The sequence below is a fragment of the Mycolicibacterium pyrenivorans genome, assembly GCF_025821625.1.
Taxonomy (GTDB): Bacteria; Actinomycetota; Actinomycetes; order Mycobacteriales; family Mycobacteriaceae; genus Mycobacterium; species Mycobacterium pyrenivorans.
In genome coordinates this window covers 13,137-30,323 of the sequence record NZ_JACKSH010000123.1, presented here as the reverse complement: position 1 = coordinate 30,323, position 17,187 = coordinate 13,137, and the positions used below count along the sequence as shown (strand labels likewise).

Annotated in this window: 18 protein-coding genes and 1 pseudogene; 7 read left to right on the top strand and 12 right to left on the bottom strand. The window is 67.8% G+C overall.

Going from position 1 to position 17,187, the window contains the following annotated elements; genetic code table 11:
* Positions 1–83: 83 nt before the first annotated feature.
* Complete coding sequence (locus H7I57_RS15855; protein WP_264024558.1) at positions 84–1,466, top strand: cation:dicarboxylate symporter family transporter; 1,383 nt, start codon at positions 84–86, stop codon at positions 1,464–1,466.
* A gap of 177 nt (positions 1,467–1,643) precedes the next feature.
* Here the strand turns inward: H7I57_RS15855 and H7I57_RS15850 are convergent, their stop codons facing one another.
* From H7I57_RS15850 to H7I57_RS15840, 3 genes are all read right to left on the bottom strand, one after another.
* Positions 1,644–1,943, bottom strand: a complete 300-nt coding sequence (locus tag H7I57_RS15850) for a hypothetical protein (RefSeq protein ID WP_264024557.1) — start codon at positions 1,941–1,943, stop codon at positions 1,644–1,646.
* Positions 1,944–2,043: 100 nt separating this feature from the next.
* A complete protein-coding gene (locus H7I57_RS15845) occupies positions 2,044–3,231 on the bottom strand; it encodes a lipid-transfer protein (protein ID WP_264024556.1) in 1,188 nt (395 codons plus the stop codon).
* A gap of 46 nt (positions 3,232–3,277) precedes the next feature.
* Complete coding sequence (locus H7I57_RS15840; RefSeq protein ID WP_264024554.1) at positions 3,278–4,051, bottom strand: hypothetical protein; 774 nt, start codon at positions 4,049–4,051, stop codon at positions 3,278–3,280.
* 160 nt (positions 4,052–4,211) lie between these two features.
* On the opposite strand from H7I57_RS15840, the gene H7I57_RS15835 reads away from it, so the two are divergent.
* From H7I57_RS15835 to H7I57_RS15825, 3 genes are read left to right on the top strand one after another with little or no spacing between them, the layout of a single operon-like run.
* Positions 4,212–5,261: an NAD(P)H-dependent amine dehydrogenase family protein gene (locus tag H7I57_RS15835; protein WP_264024553.1), complete on the top strand. Its 1,050-nt coding sequence runs from the start codon at positions 4,212–4,214 to the stop codon at positions 5,259–5,261.
* Positions 5,262–5,275: 14 nt separating this feature from the next.
* Positions 5,276–5,749, top strand: coding sequence for an SRPBCC family protein (locus tag H7I57_RS15830; protein WP_264024551.1), 474 nt, complete (start codon positions 5,276–5,278; stop codon positions 5,747–5,749).
* Positions 5,749–6,624 carry a patatin-like phospholipase family protein gene (locus tag H7I57_RS15825; RefSeq protein WP_264024549.1) on the top strand — a complete coding sequence of 292 codons (876 nt, stop codon included), beginning with the start codon at positions 5,749–5,751 and terminating at the stop codon, positions 6,622–6,624. Before H7I57_RS15830 ends, H7I57_RS15825 begins: the two co-directional genes overlap by 1 nt.
* Here the strand turns inward: H7I57_RS15825 and H7I57_RS15820 are convergent.
* Positions 6,613–7,587: a patatin-like phospholipase family protein gene (locus tag H7I57_RS15820; protein WP_264024548.1), complete on the bottom strand. Its 975-nt coding sequence runs from the start codon at positions 7,585–7,587 to the stop codon at positions 6,613–6,615. The genes H7I57_RS15825 and H7I57_RS15820 overlap by 12 nt on opposite strands.
* Before the next feature lie 108 nt (positions 7,588–7,695).
* Between H7I57_RS15820 and H7I57_RS15815 the strand changes: the two genes are divergently transcribed.
* Positions 7,696–8,505, top strand: coding sequence for an ArsR/SmtB family transcription factor (locus H7I57_RS15815; RefSeq protein ID WP_264024547.1), 810 nt, complete (start codon positions 7,696–7,698; stop codon positions 8,503–8,505).
* Here H7I57_RS15815 and H7I57_RS15810 read toward each other — a convergent pair.
* Genes H7I57_RS15810 through ehuB form a run of 5 tightly spaced genes read right to left on the bottom strand, consistent with a single transcriptional unit; the run spans position 8,502 to position 12,039 of the window.
* A complete protein-coding gene (locus H7I57_RS15810) occupies positions 8,502–8,930 on the bottom strand; it encodes a lipoprotein LpqV (RefSeq protein ID WP_264024546.1) in 429 nt (142 codons plus the stop codon). The genes H7I57_RS15815 and H7I57_RS15810 overlap by 4 nt on opposite strands.
* A 53-nt stretch (positions 8,931–8,983) precedes the next feature.
* Positions 8,984–9,748 (bottom strand): ectoine/hydroxyectoine ABC transporter ATP-binding protein EhuA, encoded by a 765-nt coding sequence (gene ehuA / locus H7I57_RS15805; protein WP_264024579.1) that lies wholly within the window; start codon positions 9,746–9,748, stop codon positions 8,984–8,986.
* A gap of 16 nt (positions 9,749–9,764) precedes the next feature.
* Positions 9,765–10,433: an ectoine/hydroxyectoine ABC transporter permease subunit EhuD gene (ehuD, locus tag H7I57_RS15800; protein ID WP_264024545.1), complete on the bottom strand. Its 669-nt coding sequence runs from the start codon at positions 10,431–10,433 to the stop codon at positions 9,765–9,767.
* A complete protein-coding gene (gene ehuC, locus H7I57_RS15795; protein ID WP_264024543.1) occupies positions 10,430–11,128 on the bottom strand; it encodes an ectoine/hydroxyectoine ABC transporter permease subunit EhuC in 699 nt (232 codons plus the stop codon). Before ehuC ends, ehuD begins: the two co-directional genes overlap by 4 nt.
* A gap of 5 nt (positions 11,129–11,133) precedes the next feature.
* Entirely contained in the window at positions 11,134–12,039 is a 906-nt protein-coding gene (ehuB, locus tag H7I57_RS15790) for an ectoine/hydroxyectoine ABC transporter substrate-binding protein EhuB (RefSeq protein WP_264024538.1), read from the bottom strand.
* Positions 12,040–12,302: 263 nt separating this feature from the next.
* Here ehuB and H7I57_RS15785 point away from each other — a divergent pair.
* Positions 12,303–12,455 (top strand): annotated as a pseudogene (locus H7I57_RS15785) (hypothetical protein); the annotation flags it as partial.
* Here the strand turns inward: H7I57_RS15785 and H7I57_RS15780 are convergent.
* The 3 genes from H7I57_RS15780 to H7I57_RS15770 are packed head-to-tail and all read right to left on the bottom strand — an operon-like array spanning position 12,452 to position 16,050.
* A complete protein-coding gene (locus H7I57_RS15780) occupies positions 12,452–14,170 on the bottom strand; it encodes an alpha/beta hydrolase (RefSeq protein WP_264024536.1) in 1,719 nt (572 codons plus the stop codon). The pseudogene H7I57_RS15785 and the gene H7I57_RS15780 sit on opposite strands and share 4 nt — an antisense overlap.
* 9 nt (positions 14,171–14,179) lie before the next feature.
* The gene (locus tag H7I57_RS15775) at positions 14,180–14,962 is read right to left on the bottom strand and encodes an enoyl-CoA hydratase (RefSeq protein ID WP_264024535.1); all 783 of its coding nucleotides are present in this window, start codon (positions 14,960–14,962) and stop codon (positions 14,180–14,182) included.
* Between the two features lie 17 nt (positions 14,963–14,979).
* Positions 14,980–16,050 carry an enoyl-CoA hydratase/isomerase family protein gene (locus H7I57_RS15770; protein WP_264024534.1) on the bottom strand — a complete coding sequence of 357 codons (1,071 nt, stop codon included), beginning with the start codon at positions 16,048–16,050 and terminating at the stop codon, positions 14,980–14,982.
* Positions 16,051–16,213: 163 nt separating this feature from the next.
* On the opposite strand from H7I57_RS15770, the gene H7I57_RS15765 reads away from it, so the two are divergent.
* A complete protein-coding gene (locus tag H7I57_RS15765) occupies positions 16,214–17,062 on the top strand; it encodes a Bax inhibitor-1/YccA family protein (protein ID WP_264024533.1) in 849 nt (282 codons plus the stop codon).
* Positions 17,063–17,187 lie beyond the last annotated feature (125 nt).

Below are 17,187 nucleotides of genomic sequence, written 5' to 3'. Positions count from 1 at the left end.
ACGTGACCTGGCTCACGTCCTCGCCGACCATCCTTTCAGACCGCTTTTCCACCGAGTCCCAGGTGGAGTGAAAGGAAGAAGCCATGACGACCACGATGGACAAGCCGCCGGCGCCCGAGGCGCCCAAGCGGCGCGACCGCACCCACTGGCTCTACATCGCGGTGATCATCGCGGTGATCGCCGGAGTCGGCGTCGGCATCCTCGCCCCCGAGGTCGGCAAGAGCGTGGGTGTCCTCGGCACCATGTTCGTCGACCTGATCAAGATGATGATCGCCCCGGTGATCTTCTGCACGATCGTGCTGGGCATCGGGTCGGTCCGCAAGGCGGCGACGGTCGGCAAGGTCGGCGGGCTGGCGTTCGTCTATTTCCTGGCGATGTCCACCTTCGCGCTGGCGATCGGACTGGTCGTCGGAAACCTGCTCCACCCCGGCACCGGCCTCAACCTCTCGGAGAGCCAGGCGGGCAAGGGCGCCGAACTCGCCGAGAAGGCCCACGAATCCGGCGGCCTGCTGGACTTCATCCAGGGGATCATCCCGACGTCGTTGTTCTCCTCGCTGACCGAAGGCAGCGTCCTGCAGGCGCTGTTCGTGGCCCTGCTGGTCGGCTTCGCACTGCAGGGTCTCGGCTCGGCGGGCGAGCCGATCCTCCGCGGGATCGAGCACCTGCAGAAGCTGGTGTTCAAGGTACTGATCATGATCCTGTGGCTGGCGCCCATCGGAGCGTTCGGCGCGATCGCCAACGTGGTCGGCCAGACCGGGTGGGCCGCTGTCGGACAACTGATGGCGCTGATGCTCGGGTTCTACCTGACCTGCACGATCTTCGTGTTCGGTGTGCTCGGCTCCCTGCTGCGCGTGGTGTCGGGTGTGTCGATCTTCAAGTTGGTGCGGTACCTGGCCCGCGAGTACCTGCTCATCGTCTCGACGTCGTCGTCGGAGTCCGCGCTGCCCCGCCTGATCGCCAAGATGGAGCACCTCGGCGTCGACCGCTCGACCGTGGGAGTCGTTGTCCCGACCGGATACTCGTTCAACCTGGACGGCACCGCGATCTACCTGACGATGGCGTCGCTGTTCATCGCCGGAGCCCTGGGTGACCCGCTGTCACTCGGTGAGCAGATCGGCCTGCTGGTGTTCATGATCGTCGCCTCCAAGGGTGCGGCGGGAGTGACCGGCGCCGGACTGGCGACCCTGGCGGGCGGGCTGCAGGCCCACCGGCCCGACCTGCTCGACGGCGTCGGCCTGATCGTCGGGATCGACCGGTTCATGTCCGAGGCGCGGGCGCTGACCAACTTCTCCGGCAACGCCGTGGCCACCCTGCTGGTCGGGTCGTGGACCAAGACCATCGACAAGGACAAGGTCGACAACGTTCTGGCGGGCCGGGATCCGTTCGACGAACTCACCATGGTGGACGACGATCACGGCTCGCGCGCCGACGAACCGACGCAGGAGAAAACCCCTGCGGCGGTGTAGGGCGCGTACAGAGAAGGCCCGGCCGGATCCCTTCCCGGCCGGGCCTTTTCGCGCGCCCGCCGAGGCCTTTTTCGCGGCCCGCCGAGGCCTTTGCCGCGCCCGCCGAGCGTACGGATTGTGACGAGTCCAGGGCCGGATCCCGTCATAAACCGTACTTTCGGCGCACCGGCCGGGGTGTCAGCCGGTGCAGTCCAGCGACACCGAGATCGACTGGTGCACGACGACGTCGATCACGTCCCGGTCGCGGAAGCGCCGGTGGCCGTGGCCGAAGCCGTCATCGTCGACGACCACCGGTCGGGTGACCTGCTGGGGATTGCGGACGCCGGTGACGACGCACTCACCGATGGGTGCGCTGCCGATCCGATCGATGTTGACCTGATAGCCCGCCAGCTCGAACTGCTCGATGACGACCCACGGGTTCTGCGGTTGAGCCGTCGCGACCCCTGCGGGGCCGGCCACCACGCCTAGTGCCGTCACGGCCGATATCCATGCCTTGCGCATCGTCGAGCCTCCGTCGACCCCGACCTACTGCTTACATCGCTTGCAGACAGAGACACGTTTCGCGGCGGCAAAAGGTTCAGCGGTCGGCGCGCTGGTAGGCGGTGACCACGGCGGCCCCGCCCAACCCGATGTTGTGCTGCAGCGCCGCGGTGACGTTGTCGACCTGCCGCTTGTCGGCGGTGCCGCGCAGCTGCCAGGTCAGCTCGCTGCACTGCGCCAGGCCGGTCGCGCCGAGCGGATGGCCCTTGGAGATCAGGCCGCCGGACGGGTTGACGACCCACCGTCCGCCGTAGGTGGTGTCGTCGGCGTCGATCAGCTTGGGCGCCTCACCCGGCCCGCACAGGCCGAGGGCCTCGTAGAGCATCAGCTCGTTGGCCGAGAAGCAGTCGTGCAGCTCGATCACCTGGAAGTCCTCGGGACCCAGCCCGGACTGCTGGTAAACCTGTTGGGCGGCTTGAACATTCATGTCATGGCCGATGATGTTGGCGGCGCTGCCGTCGAAGGTCGACGCGAAGTCGGTGGTCATGGCCTGCCCGACGATCTCCACGGCCTGCCCCGCCAGGTCGTGCCGGGCGACGTAGTCCTCGCTGGCCAGCACGACAGCCGCCGATCCGTCGGAGGTCGGGGAGCACTGCAGCTTGGTCAGCGGGTCGGAGATCATCTTGGCGGCCAGGATGTCGTCGAGGGTGTACTCGTCCTGGAACTGCGCGTACGGGTTGTTCACCGAGTGCTTGTGGTTCTTGTAGCCGATCTTGGCGAAGTGTTCGGCGGTGGTGCCGTATTTCTTCATGTGCTCGCGGCCGGCCGCGCCGAACATCCACGGCGCGACGGGAAACGTGAACTCGTCGATCTCGGCGAGCGCCTTGATGTGCCGGCCGAGCGGAGACTCCCGGTCCTGGGCGCCACTGCCCAGCGAGCCCGGCTGCATCTTCTCGAAGCCCAGCGCGAGCACGCAATCGGCCAGCCCGCCGCGGATGGACTGCGCGGCCAGATACAGCGCGGTCGACCCGGTGGAACAGTTGTTGTTGACGTTGACGATCGGGATGCCGGTCATGCCGAGCTCGTAGAGAGCCCGCTGACCCGACGTGGAGTCGCCCGTGCAGTAGCCGACATAGCCCTGCTCGATCTCGGTGTAGTCGATGCCGGCGTCCTGCAATGCCTTGGTGCCCGACTCGTTGGCCATCTGGGGGTAGTCCCAGCCCTCACGTCGGCCCGGCTTCTCGAACTTCGTCATGCCGACGCCAACGACAAAAACACGGCCCATGGTCTGATCCCTTCGCTGCATTGCGGTCACCATCAACCTAACGCCGCTAGCCGTACTGCAGCCACCAGTTGTGCAGCTCCTCGAGGTCGGGCCCCTGGGCGTCAGCCAGAAGCAGGCCCTCGTTCTTCGTCCACACCACGTCGGGGCCGTCGTTGTAGGTGCCGCAGGCGATCTGGCCGGCAACCTGATCGGGCGTCTCGGTGTAGTGCCACGTCGTCGGCGATTCGACGCCGCTGCCGGGGCACTGCAGCAGCTCGGAGTTCACCCCGACCGCTTCGTCGAAACCGGCATCGAGGGCCGCCTGGTCATCGAACAGCGAATACCGGGTGCTCTGTGGACCGCCGGGGGTGCTCGCCGGTCCGCAGTCCACCGTCGCCAGCGCAGTAGTCGCCGGCGGGCTGATCGGCTCGCAGTTGGAGCTGTCGTGCCCCCCGGACAACTGCGCCATCAGCTGGTCGTCGTAGGACTCGGTCTGCGGCGGCGGCGGCGCGGTCGTGGTCCTGGTGCGGCGGGTGGGCTCACGCGACGCGGTGGTCTCGGCCGACGGAGTGCTGGTGCGGGTGGCCACCGGTCCGGACGTCGATTCGTCGGGCTTGACCACCCACCAGATGCTCAGCCCGCCAAGCACGACGACGAACACCGCGGCCGCCGCGATGATCAGGGCCCACGGGGGCTTCGCGCCGCCGCCGGGCGGGCCCGGTGGCGGGCCCCAGCCCGATGGGGGTGCACCGGGCGGCGGGCCCCAACCGGGCGGCGGGCCCCAACCGGGCGGCGGTGGCGGGTACGGAGAGCCTGGCGGTGGTGGCGGCGGGGCGGTCATCGGCGCTCCTCGGATGAGTTTTCGCTGGTGACCACACCCTATTCCCAGGTGTCCGCTCACACAGGGTCAACCGGGTTGACGGTTTTGCGCCCACCCCGGCAGCGAGGTGGTGTAGATCTGTTTAGAACGTGTTCTAGTTTCCCTCCCGGGAGGAGACGACATGGCACTGCGCGTGGTGCAGTGGGCGACCGGCGGAGTCGGCGTCGCTGCCATCAGGGGTGTGCTGGAGCATCCCGACCTGGAACTGGTCGGGTGCTGGGTGCACTCGCAGGCCAAAGCCGGCCGCGACGTCGGCGAGATCGCCGGCACCGACCCACTCGGCGTGGTCGCGACCAACAGCGTCGAGGAGATCCTGGCGCTGGACGCCGACGCCGTCATCTACACCCCGCTGATGGCCAACCCCGACGAAGTCGCGTCCCTGCTGAGGTCGGGCAAGAACGTCGTCACGCCGGTGGGCTGGCTGTATCCCAGTGAGCGAAGCGGTGCTCCGCTGCGGCAGGCCGCGCTCGAGGGCAACGCGACATTGCACGGAACCGGCATCGCTCCCGGAGGCATCAGCGAGAAGTTCCCGCTGATGCTGTCGGCGATGTCGACGGGGGTGACGTTCGTTCGCGCCGAGGAGTACTCCGATCTGCGCACCTACGAGGCACCCGATGTGCTGCGCCACGTCATGGGGTTCGGCGAGACACCGGACAAGGCGCTGACGGGGCCGATGCAGAAGATGCTCGACGCGGGTTTCATCCAGGCCGTCCGAATGTGCGTGGACCAGTTGGGGTTTGCGGCCGACCCGAAGGTGCGGGCGTCGCAGGAGATCGCCGTCGCCACGGCGACGATCGACTCGCCGCTGGGCCCGATCGAACCCGGGCAGGTCGCCGGCCGCAAGTTTCACTGGGAGGCGCTCGCCGACGGCGAGGTCGTGGTGCGGGTGACGGTGAACTGGTTGATGGGCGAGGAGAACCTCGACCCCCCATGGTCGTTCGGCCCGGAGGGGCAGCGTTACGAGATGCAGGTGTGCGGCAACCCGGACTTCACGGTGTCGGTCAAGGGTTTTCAGTCCGACGTCGGCGGTGAGGGCCCCGAGTACGGTGTCGTCGGCACCGCCGCGCACTGCGTGAACTCGGTGCCCGCGGTGTGCGCGGCCCCGGCAGGCATCGCCACCTACCTCGACCTGCCGCTGATCAGCGGAAAGGCTGCCCCGCGCTTTCGCTGACTAACATCGCCTTCATGCCAGGACCCCATCTGATGGAGCAGTCGCGCGCGATCCCCGTCGACGTCGACACCGCCTTCCGGCGCACGCTGCCGATGCCGCTGCCCACACTGTTCAGCCGGTGGTACGGACCGATCTCCCCGGTGAAGGACGTCCGCGACCAGGACGGGGAATGGGGGACAGCCGGGCAGACCCGAACCGTGGTCCAGGTCGGCGGCGGCAGCATGCGTGAGGAGCTGACCCTCGTCGACGCCCCGAACGTTCTCGGCTACACGCTGTCGGGTGTCACCGGCCCGCTGGCGCCGTTGGTGGACCACATCGACGGCGAATGGCGGTTCGCACCCGTCGGCACGGGCACCGAGGTGACCTGGCGGTGGGTCGTCCACCCGAAGTCCGCGGCCGCCGCTCTGGCGATGCCTGCGTTCGCGAGGCTGTGGCGCGGCTTCGCGCGCCAGGCCCTCGAGCAGCTGTCCGCCGAGCTGCTGCGCTGATGGCGGAGGATCGAGCGCTGGTCCTGGCCGGTGGGGGACTGGCCGGAATCGCGTGGGAAACCGGTGTCCTGCTGGGGATCTCCGACGAGGTTCCCGAGGCGGCTCAGGCGCTGCTGGGCGCCGACGTGTTGCTCGGCACCTCCGCGGGGTCGACGGTGGCCGCTCAGCTCGGCAGCGGGGTGTCGCTCGACGAGTTGTTCGCCCGGCAGGTGTCGGAGACGGGTGGAGCGCACGAGATACATCCGGGCGTCACGATCGACGCCATCACCGAGCTGTTCCTGAGCGCGATGCTCACCCCGGGCGCGACGAAGGAACAGAAGCTGCAGAAGATCGGTGCGGTGGCCCTGGACGCCTCCAGGCGGCCCGACGCCGTCGCCGAATCGGTGCGCCGCGAGGTGATCGCACGACGTCTGCCGTCCCACGACTGGCCGCAGCGGACCCTGCGTATCACCGGAATCGACATCGCCACAGGCGAACTCGTCGTGTTCGACAACGAGTCCGGCGTCGAACTGGTCGACGCGGTGGCCGCGAGCTGCGCGGTGCCCGGGGCGTGGCCGCCGGTCACCATCGGTGATCGTCGCTTCATGGATGGCGGGGTGGGCAGCACGGTCAACATCTCGGCGGTGCAGGACTGCGGCGTCGCGGTCGCCCTGGTGCCGTCCGGGCAGGACTCGCCGTCGCCGTGGGGGACGGCCGCGGCCGAGGAGATCGGCGCATTTCCCGGAGCGAGCCTCGCGGTGTTCGCCGATCCCGAGTCGATCGCCGCCTACGGGCCCAACCCCTTGGACCCGGCCTGCCGCGCGCCGTCGGCGGAGGCGGGCCGCGCCCAGGGACGCCGGGAGGCGTCTCGGGTGGCCCGGTTCCTAGGGCTCTGAGGACCTCTCCTCGAGGGCGTCGAGGGCGTCGAGCGCCGCGTCCGCGAGTGCCTGTCCGATGTCGATGACCTCGTTGGCGCGGTGGAAGTCCAGGCTGCGGCACACCGTGCGCGGGACCTCGATCAGCAGATCGGGGGGATAGGCCGCCAGCGTGTGACGGGCCAGCGCGGCCTGGGCGATGTCGATCGTGCGGTTGAGGACCTCGAACCCACCCAGCTTGGGCACGACGGGCAGGCTCGGTTCCTCGCCGGTCTCCTCGTCCTCGGACGCGATGAAGCGATCCAGCACGGTGCGACCCGTGGGCGTGTCCAGCAGGGATCGCGCGGCCTTGGTGTCCAGCAGCGACGACGTGCTGCGCCACATGCGGTTGAGCCATTCCGCGGTGCGCCGGGATTCCCGCTCGTCGTGGTGGGCGTCGGGGTCATCCCCGGACAGGCTGACCGCGATCGTCGCGTCCGCGTTGACCGCGGCGATGGGCGCCATCGGGATCGGGTCGAGGATGCCGCCGTCGGCGAGTAGCCGGCCGTCCAGCACATGGGGCGTGATGACACCGGGGATGGCGATGGATGCCCGGATCGCGTCGTCCACCGGACCGCGCTGCATCCAGACCGACTTCCCGGTGATCAGGTCGGTGGCCACCGACGTGAACGGCACCGGCAGTTCCTCGATGGTGACCTCACCCAGGATGTCGCGGACCGCCTCGAGGATGCGCTCCGCGCGCAGCACACCCGCCGAGGTGATCGACGGATCGAGGAGTCGCAGCACCGCGCGCTGTGTCAAAGAGCTTGCCCACAAAGCATATTCGTCGAGTTTTCCGGCCGCTTCCAGCCCGCCCACCAACGCCCCCATCGAGGAGCCGGCGATGCCGACGATCTCGTGACCCCGCTCGTGCAGCTCGTTGATCACGCCGATATGCGCGTAGCCACGGGCCCCGCCGCTGCCCAGCGCCAGTGCAACCCGCATGGATCTCATTCTGCGCCCTCGCGGAGCCGACATGTTGACATGCAGCCATATGGCTGCCTATTCTCGAACATGCAGCCGCCAGGCTGCATATGTGGGAGAACTGGAGACATGGACGAGGTGTTCAAGGCGCTCGCCGACCCGAGCCGGCGACGCCTTCTCGACAGCTTGAACGCCCGCAACGGGCAGAGCTTGAGGGAACTGTGCGCCGGGCTCGACATGGCCCGGCAATCGGTGAGCAAGCACCTCAAGGTGCTCGAGGACGCCAACCTCGTCAGCATCGTGTGGCGCGGCAGGGAGAAGCTGCACTACCTCAACGCCGAGCCGATCAACGCCATCGCCGACCGCTGGATCACCCACTACGACCGAGTGCGGGCACAGACGCTCGCCGACCTCAAGACAGTATTGGAGCGAGAATCCATGGGACACAACGACGCCGCCGACAGCACCGACTTCGTCTACACCACCTATATCCGGACCACGCCGCAGCGGCTCTGGCAGGTGGTCACCGACCCGGTGTTCTCGGCGCGCTACATGGGCCACGGCCTGGTTTCCGACTGGAACGTCGGGTCGACGTTCGACTGGCGCGACGGTGATCTGAACATCACCGGCCCCGAGCAGGTGATCCTGGAGTCCGATCCGTACCGGCGGTTGGCGTTCACCTTCCACACGTTCACGTCCGAGTTGACGGCCGTCGGCCTGTCACCCGAGGTCATCGAGCAGGCCGCCGCCGAGCCCAGGTCGAAGGTGACGTTCGATATCGAGCCCGTCGACGACGGCCGCGTCAAGCTGACCGTCATCCAGACCGGGTTCCCGCCGGGAAGCATTGTGCGTCAACTCGTCTCGGGCGGCTGGCCGTCGAAGCTGTCCGATTTGAAGAGCGGCCTCGAATCAGAGACTGCACCGGTCGGCAGCAGCTAACCGCAGAGTGCGTCGGCGGCCGCCTCGACCGCGACGATGACCGCGGACTGCCGGCCTGGCGACAGGTCCGACCACCGTTCGTCGAACGTTCCGGGACCGACGGATTCGGCGGTCTGAACCGACTTCAGGTACGGCTCGATCTGCGTCTTGGGGTCGCCGCCCTGTTGGTCCATCCAGGTCCTCGCGGCCAGGCACGCCTGGAAGTAGTCGTCCTCGGTGGACTCCGCGGGAGCCCCGACCGCGGTGGTCACCCCGCCGGGGGACACCCCGACCTCCCCGGGTGCCACCGGGGTGGGGGTCGCTGATGACGTGGGCGAAGCGGTGGGTGCCGACGTGGGTTCCGGTTCGGTGCTCGACGAGCATCCGGACAGAACCACCGAAGCCGCGACGACGAGGCCGGCGACACCCATGACGTACCTAGGCATGCCGACAATCTATGCAACGGCCCTCGATGTGCCCATCCCCGGCCGGGATCACGTCACCGGTCCTCCAGAACCGCTTTCAGGAAAGTGCGCGTGCGCTCGTGTTCGGGCTCGTTGAAGATCTTCGCCGGGGGGCCGTCCTCGATGATCACCCCGTTGTCGAACATCAGAATCCGATCGGAGACGTCGCGCGCGAAGTGCATCTCGTGCGTCACGATCAGCATGGTGATGTCGGTGGTGTCGGCGATGTCGCGCAGGACGGCCAGCACGTCGACGACCAGCTCGGGGTCGAGTGCGGAGGTGACCTCGTCGAGCAGCAGGATGTCGGGTTCCATCGCCAACGCCCGCGCGATCGCCACGCGTTGCTGCTGCCCGCCGGACAGGGTCGTGGGGTGCGCGTCGACGAAGTCGGCCAGGCCGACCTTGTCCAGCAGTTCGGTGCCGCGGGTGCGTGCCTGATCCTTGGGCAGGCCCAGCACCGACATCGGCGCCTCCATCAGGTTCTCGATCACCGTCATGTTCGGGAACAGATTGAACTGCTGAAACACCATTCCGATGCGGCGACGGACCCGCCGTAGATGCCGCTCCGAGGCCGGCACGAGACGAGCGCCGCGACGCTCGTGGGTCAACGGTTCGCCGTCGACCCAGATGACGCCGTCGGTGACCCGCTCCAGCGTCATCAGCAGGCGCAGGATCGTCGTCTTGCCTGAGCCGGACGGCCCGATGAGCGTGACTCTTTCGCCGGGGGCGACGGTGAAGTTCATCCCGTCGAGCACGGTCTTGTCGCCGAAGCGCTTGACCACGTCCTCGAAGCGGACCATCGGGGTCGCCGAACCATCATCGGACAAGGCGGATCTCCAGTCTTCTCATCAGGACCGACGTGGGGTAGCTCGCTGCCAGGAAGATCAGGCCTGCGATGGTGATCGGCTCGATGTAGCGGTAGTTCTGGCCGCCGAACTGATTGGCCACCGTGACCATCTCCGTGACGCCGATGACGATCAGGAACGGGGTCTCCTTGAACAGCGCGATGATCTGGTTACCGGTCGACGGCAGGATCCGCCGGGCCACCTGCGGCAGGATCACCGCACGCCACGTCCGGTGCGGGGGCAGCGACAGCGCTGTGCACGCTTCCCACTGGCCCACGGGGATCGCGTCGATGCCCGCGCGATAGACCTCCGACATGTAACAGGCGTAATGCACCCCGAGCACTGCGACGCCGGTGACCAACGCGCTGGGCCGGACACCGAGCGCCGGGAGTCCGAAGTAGACGAAGAACAACTGGATCGGGATCGGGGTGCTGCGCACGAACTCCACCACCGCGTAGACCGGCCACGAGATCCAGCGGGTGTTCGCGCGTCGGCCCAGCACCAGCACCAGGCCCAGCACGATCGCCACCGCCGACGCCGCCGCGGTGATTCCCAGGGTGAACTTGAAGAACGCCGCGACCAGTCCTGGAAGCACTTCGCGCGCGTACTCCCAGTCCCACAGGCTGCGATCGCTGGTCATGCCGGTGTCACCGCCTGCGGCTGCTCGATGACGACGGCCTTCGGGCCGCGGCCCACCCGCGCGGCGGCGCGGGCCTCGACCCAGCGGATCATGGCGACGAGGACCTGCGCCAACAGGAAGTACACGACCAGCGCGATGCTGAACGCGGCCATGCTGCCCACGTCGAACTGCAGCTGCTTCACCTCGAAGGTGAGTTCGGTGATCCCGATCAGGTACAGCAGCGACGAACTCTTGAGGATCTGGATCCACAGGTTGCCGAACGGGGGGATCATCTCCGGGAGGGCTTGCGGCATGATGACCCGGCGCATCCGTCGGAACCGGCCGAGGCTGAGCGCGACGCTGGCTTCCCACTGGGTCTTGGGCACCGACGCGATCGCGCCGCGGACGACCTCGGAGCCGTACGCGCCGAAGTTGAGACCGAACGCGATGGTGGCCGCCGCCATCGGCTCGAAGCGCAGGCCCAGTTGCGGCAGCACGAAGAAGATCCACAGCAACTGGATCACCAGCGAGGTGCCGCGGAAGAACTCCACGATGGTGCGGGAGACCCCGCGCACGAGCATCCAGCGCGACAACGCCATCAAGCCGAACACGAACGACACGACCAGCGCCGCCAGGGCGCCCAGCACGGTGTACAGCACGGTCACCCCCGCGCCGTGCAGGAACAGCGGTGCGGCGTCGGCGAGTTCGGCGAACACCAGGCTCAGCCCTGGCAGAGCTGCTCGGCTGTCAACTCCGGGTCGGGACGCTCGGCCTCGGTGAAGCCGTAGGGCTCGACGAGTTCGAGCCACTTGGGGCTCTGGACCAGTTCGGCGAGCTTCTCGTTGAACGCCTCCCGCAGCTCGGTGTCGCTTCGGCGGAAGACCGCCGCACCGGCGCCGAGCTGCTCCTCACCGTCGACGACGGGTACGAAGGCCTCGCTCACCTCGATGGAATCGTCGCTGGCCGCCAGCGCCCGCAACGAGATGCTGGTCAGCGCGAACGCGTCGGCGCGCCCGGACCTGACCGCATCCAGGCCCGCCTGTTGGTCAGCGACGATCTGCAGTCGGTCGTCGGGAACACCGGAACCCTTCGCCTGATCGACCTCCACGGCGCCGTTCATAACGGCGAGCCGCGCATCGCCGTTGGCGACCGAGGCGTAGTCGGTGAGGCCCTTGGGGTTGCCACGCCGCACCAGCAGCGAGGTCGTGGCCACATACACCGGGTTACTGAAGGCCGCCTGCTCGCAGCGCTCCGGGGTGATGAACATACCGGCGGTCACCACGTCGACTCGCTTGGAGTTGAGCGCCTGGATGAGCGAGCCGAACTCGAACAGGTGCGGCTCCAGGGTGACACCGCCGATCTGGTCGAAGATGTAGCCGTGGATCGCGGGATCCTCGCCGACCAATTGGCCGTTCTCCCGGTACGCGTAGGGCCGTTCGTTGGCGAAGCCGACGTTGATCTTCTTGTCCGCCTTGATGCGCTCGAGCGTGCCGCCATCGCCTGTTGGGCTTCCGGAGCCTGGATCGGTGGTCGAGCAGGCGCCGACCGCGACCAGCACCGCGCCCAGACCGCACGCGAGCAGGGCCCGGCGTCGCTTGGTCGACGTTCGGATGGCGGGACTTCTCATTTACGACCTCTTCTCGCTGTGGCGGATCTTCTCGGTGTGACGGATCGAGAAACCGCGATCAGGTACCGCACTCGACGGCCGAAATGCACGCCCACGCCAAGCGCGGCGCGAGGCCGCTGTTCCCTGTCGGTAAGCCGACGTTAGGAGGCGACGGTTGTCGTCGTCAAAGCCCTTGCGTCTTCGTGACCCCACTGTGACGCTCGGCGGCCCGGTTCGTGGAGTGTTGTCAGGCCTGACCGCCTGCCCAAGAATCCTTCGTCCGTTTGAGTGTGCGCGCCTACTCGCCACCGCTGACCGCGATGTCCTACTACGACGTCACCGAACGTAACACCCTGCGCCGCAACCGAACCGAGTTGACCGGGCGCGCCACCGACGTGATCGGAGGCTACCACGCTCTCAAAAAGGTTCTGGTCTAAGAGCTCTCGTCGCTGCGCAGCAGTGGGCGCAACCGCTCGGTCTTCTCCTGCGACCAGCCGGGCGGTGACAAAATCGCCGCCCACGCGTCGGCGACGTTGCGGACGTAGACGTGGCCGTGGCCGTCGGGGACATCGACGGCCACCGCCATGTCGGCGGACACCTGCAGGAAGGTCACGACCGGAATCCACTCCATGTCCGGCGACACGTCGTACCCGCGGGGCTCGTGCAGCCAGTCCGGCCGGGCGAACAGCAGATCGGTGTTCCACCACGCGATCGGGTCCGAGGCGTGCTGCAGATACACCACCCGCGGCTGGCCCCACGGGGCGTCGGGTCGCTGGAGGTCGCGGGGTTCGGCGACGAACCGGACGTTCTCGCCGTCGTCGTAGATCGGCAGCCACTCCGGCGACCCGGGATCGCGGTTGTGGGTCAGGTCGGCCCAGATCGTGTTGTTGAACGTGGGCCCGCTGAACAGGGCGCCGTCGGTGCGCGCGATCAGGTTGTTCAGCGCCAAGAACGGCGCCTCACCGCCGAACGAACCGAGGCTCTCGCCGAACACCACCAGCGTGGGCCGCTGTGCCTCGGGCATCTCGCGGATCAGCTCGTCGACCGCCTCGAACAATGCCTGGCCCGCCTGACGGGCGTTCTCCTTGTCGACCAAGAACGACAGCCAACTGGGCAGGAACGAGTACTGCATGCTGACGATCGCGGTGTCGCCGTTGTACATGTACTCCAATGCCGAGGCCTCGGCCGCGTTGATCCAGCCGGTGCCCGTCGTCGTCGCCACCGCCACCACGGACCGGTCCAGCCCGCCGGTGCGCTGCAGTTCCAGCGCGGCCAGCCGGGCCGTCTCCTTGATGCCGTCCGCCGAATGCAGGCCGGCGTAGGCGCGGATCGGCTCGATCGCGGGCTCGCCGTTGAACTCGGTGAGCTGTTCGACAGTCGGACCGCCCGCGATGAAGACGCGACCCTGGTGGCCCAACGATTCCCAGCTGACCAGCGATTCGGGGCCGCCCGAACGCAGCGGCGTGTCCGGTCCGGCGAAGTCGGGGTCGTTTTCGTCGTTGACCGCGGCGAAGGTCTTGTTGATGGTGCTCATGGCGAACCGGACCACCACGCCGTTGAGAAGTGCGACCGTCAGCGCGACCAGCAGCGCGACCGTCACGACAGCCGAAACCCTGGGTGGGGCAAACCGACTCAACTGCCGCTTCAGGAAGCGTGTCACCTTACCCACCAGCTGGCCGATCTCGACGAGCACGAACAGCGTGATCAGGGACAGCACTGCGGCCAGCGGATGGTCCCAGAACCCCAGCCTCGGCACCCCCATCAGGTCGCGGACGTCGTCCTGCCAGCGATGGAACCAGATGATCATCAGGATCAGCCCGATGGCGCCGACGACGACGAGACCGAGCCACGCCCAGCGCGGCGCAGGCGGACTGGAGTCCTTCGAGCGCATGTAGCGCACCAGCCACACGGCGAAAACGCCGATGCCGTAACCGATCGCGCCCGCACCGCCGCTGACGAGCCCCTGGAACAGCGGCCCCCGAGGCAGCAGCGACGGCGTCAACGAGAAGAACAGGAACACCAGACCGACGGCGGTCCCGGTGAACGTGTAATGCCGAATCCACCAGGCGCCCTTCGGCGGGGTGGACGCCGGCGCCTCCTCACGGGGTTCCGTGTCCTCGGTCGCTACAGCGCGCTCGCCGGTATCGGTCACGAACGAACTTTAGCGGTGCGTGAAGTTCGCGGCCCGCTTCTCGGCGAAGGCGTTCATCCCCTCGGTCTGATCGTCGGTGGCGAATGCCGAGTGGAACAGTCGCCGCTCGTAGAGCAGGCCCTCGGCCAGGGTGGATTCGAACGCGCGGTTGACCGCCTCCTTGGCCATCCGCGACGCCGACAGCGACATGCCCGCGATCGTCTCCGCGACGGCTCTGGCCTCGTCGAGCAGCGCGTCGGCCGGCACCACACGGGAGACCAGCCCGGCGCGTTCGGCCTCCTCGGCGCCCATGTTGCGGCCTGTCAGGATCAGGTCCATCGCCTTGGCCTTGCCGATGGCGCGGGTGAGGCGCTGCGACCCTCCCATGCCCGGCAGCACGCCCAGTTTGATCTCGGGCTGGCCGAACTTCGCGGTGTCCGCGGCGATCAGGATGTCGCACATCATCGCCAGCTCGCAGCCGCCGCCCAACGCGTAGCCCGCGACCGCCGCGATCGTCGGTGTGCGCGTGGCCGCGAACTTGCCCCACGCGGCGAAGAAGTCGGCGGCGAAGACGTCGGCGAACGACAGGTTCGCCATCTCCTTGATGTCCGCACCGGCCGCGAACGCCTTCTCGCTACCGGTGAGGATGATCGCGCCCACCCCGGGGTCGGCGTCGAGTTCGGCTGCGGCGGTGGTGACTTCGTTCATCACCTGGCTGTTGAGCGCGTTGAGGGCCTTCGGCCGGTTCAGCGTGATCGTGGCGACCCGGCCTTCGCGGGTGACCAGGATGGTCTCGTAATCGTCTGCGGTCATGGCTACTCCTGATGGAATCAGTGGTCGAAGGAGAGATCGGGGTCGGCGGGAGCGAAGTACGCGTCGATGTCGTCCTTGGTGACCGCTTCCAGCGTTGCCGGCGACCACTTCGGGTTGCGGTCCTTGTCGATGAGCTGCGCGCGGATGCCTTCAACGAGATCATGCGAGCGCAGCGCGCCGCAGGATGTCCGGAATTCCTGGCGCAGCACGTCTTCCAGGGTGGTGAGGTTCGCGGCCCGGCGCACCGCCTCCAGCGTCACCGACACCGAGATGGGGGAGCGGGACGCGATAAGGTCGGCGGCGGCTGTGCTGCCCATGCGCCCGGCGGCTGTGCCGTCATCGTGGCCGCGCAGCGCGGCGACGATGTCGGCGACGGTGTCGCCCGCATAGCAGTGGTCGATCCACTCCCGCTGGGCGAGAAGGGGACTCGGCGGTGGCTCCTCGGCGTGCGCGGCGACGGCCTTGTCCACGCCGTCGGCCAGGATCGTCTCGGTGAACGCGCCGAGTCGGTCGTGGGGCACGAAGTGGTCGGCGAAACCCATCGCGATGGCGTCCGCGCCGGTGAACGGCGCACCCGTCAGCGCGGCGTGCAGGCCGAGCAGGCCGGGGGTGCGCGACAGGATGAAGGTGCCGCCGACGTCGGGGATGAACCCGATGCCGACCTCGGGCATCCCGATCTTCGTCGTCTCGGTGACCACGCGGACACTGCCGTGCGCGCTGATACCGACGCCGCCGCCCATCGTGATGCCGTTCATCAGCGCCACATAGGGCTTGGGGTAGCGCCCGATGTAGGCGTTGAGCAGGTACTCGTCGTGCCAGAACTGCCGCGTCGCGGCCCCGCCGACCCGCGCGTCGTGGTAGATCGCGACGACGTCGCCGCCCGCGCACAGTCCGCGGTCGCCGGCGCCGGAGACGACGACGGCGCCGATCGCGTCGTCCTTCTCCCACTCGGTCAGCGCCGCCGAGATCGTGCCGACCATCGGGTGCGTCAGCGAATTGATCGCCTTGGGCCGGTTGAGGGTGAGCAGGCCGACGCGCGCCTCGGCGGGCCCGCCCACAGAAACTAGGACATCCTTGTTTTCGTCCACGGAATGCAATCTAGTTCGTCGCCCAGGGGTGAGCAGGCCCGGGTAAGGTTTCCTGTGAAGGGCCTGGGAACTGGCCGTCGGCGGGTGAGGGAACTGGCTCGCAATCTCACGCGTTGAAGGTGTGTTCGTCATAGGTCGACACCAGCACAGGAAGGAACCGACGGTGCGCGAAAGCAGCAACCCGGTATTTCGAAGCTTGCCCAAGGGGCAGGGCGGATATGCGCAATTCGGTACCGGAGCCGCCGGTGGCGCGGCGGCAGCGGTACACGCCGATCCCTACGCGGCGCAGCCGTACCAGGATCAGCGAGCGGTCGACACTCGGCCGCTGACCATCGACGATGTCGTCACCAAAACCTCCATGACGCTGGGCGTCGTGACGTTGGTCGGCATCGTGTCGTACTTCCTGGTGTCGTCGAACATCGGCTTGATGATGCCGTTCGTGCTCGTCGGCGGACTCGGCGGACTCGCGCTGATCCTGGTCGCGACGTTCGGTCGCAAGCAGGACAACCCGGCGATCGTGCTGAGCTACGCAGCGCTCGAAGGTCTCTTCGTCGGTGCCGCCTCGTTCTTGTTCGCCAACCTGGTGTCCACCGGTGGCCCGGGGATGATCGCGCAGGCGCTCTTCGGCACCATCGGCGTCTTCTTCGGCATGCTCGTCGTGTACAAGACCGGCGCGATCAGGGTCACGCCGAAGTTCACCCGGATGCTCGTCGCCGCACTGTTCGGTGTGCTCGCCATCGCCCTGCTCAACTTCGTGCTCGCGATGTTCGGAGTCGGCGGCGGTGAGGGCTTCGGGCTGCGCAGCGGTGGTCCGCTGGCGATCATCTTCTCCCTCGTCTGCATCGGGCTGGCGGCCTTCATGTTCCTGATCGACTTCGACTCGGCCGACCAGCTGATCCGCGCCGGCGCGCCGGCCAAGGCGGCATGGGGCATTGCCCTCGGCCTGACCGTGACCCTGGTCTGGCTGTACATCGAGATCCTGCGCCTGCTGAGCTACTTCAACAGCGACTAGCGCTAGACACGAAGGCAGGGGCGTCCACAGTGTGGGCGCCCCTTCTTCGTGCCTGATGCCGTATCGACGGTGCGCTGGCGGCGGTCGCTTCTCGTACTTGTGCGCCGCCATTGCAGACTGAACGG

Coding starts and splice junctions, on each gene's coding strand:
- H7I57_RS15855 (WP_264024558.1), top strand. CDS start 84: ATGACGACCACGATGGACAAGCCGCCGGCGCCCGAGGCGCCCAAGCGG.
- H7I57_RS15845 (WP_264024556.1), bottom strand. CDS start 3,231: ATGGGCCGTGTTTTTGTCGTTGGCGTCGGCATGACGAAGTTCGAGAAG.
- H7I57_RS15840 (WP_264024554.1), bottom strand. CDS start 4,051: ATGACCGCCCCGCCGCCACCACCGCCAGGCTCTCCGTACCCGCCACCG.
- H7I57_RS15835 (WP_264024553.1), top strand. CDS start 4,212: ATGGCACTGCGCGTGGTGCAGTGGGCGACCGGCGGAGTCGGCGTCGCT.
- H7I57_RS15830 (WP_264024551.1), top strand. CDS start 5,276: ATGCCAGGACCCCATCTGATGGAGCAGTCGCGCGCGATCCCCGTCGAC.
- H7I57_RS15825 (WP_264024549.1), top strand. CDS start 5,749: ATGGCGGAGGATCGAGCGCTGGTCCTGGCCGGTGGGGGACTGGCCGGA.
- H7I57_RS15820 (WP_264024548.1), bottom strand. CDS start 7,587: ATGCGGGTTGCACTGGCGCTGGGCAGCGGCGGGGCCCGTGGCTACGCG.
- H7I57_RS15815 (WP_264024547.1), top strand. CDS start 7,696: ATGGACGAGGTGTTCAAGGCGCTCGCCGACCCGAGCCGGCGACGCCTT.
- H7I57_RS15810 (WP_264024546.1), bottom strand. CDS start 8,930: ATGCCTAGGTACGTCATGGGTGTCGCCGGCCTCGTCGTCGCGGCTTCG.
- ehuA (WP_264024579.1), bottom strand. CDS start 9,748: ATGGTCCGCTTCGAGGACGTGGTCAAGCGCTTCGGCGACAAGACCGTG.
- ehuD (WP_264024545.1), bottom strand. CDS start 10,433: ATGACCAGCGATCGCAGCCTGTGGGACTGGGAGTACGCGCGCGAAGTG.
- ehuB (WP_264024538.1), bottom strand. CDS start 12,039: ATGAGAAGTCCCGCCATCCGAACGTCGACCAAGCGACGCCGGGCCCTG.
- H7I57_RS15775 (WP_264024535.1), bottom strand. CDS start 14,962: ATGACCGCAGACGATTACGAGACCATCCTGGTCACCCGCGAAGGCCGG.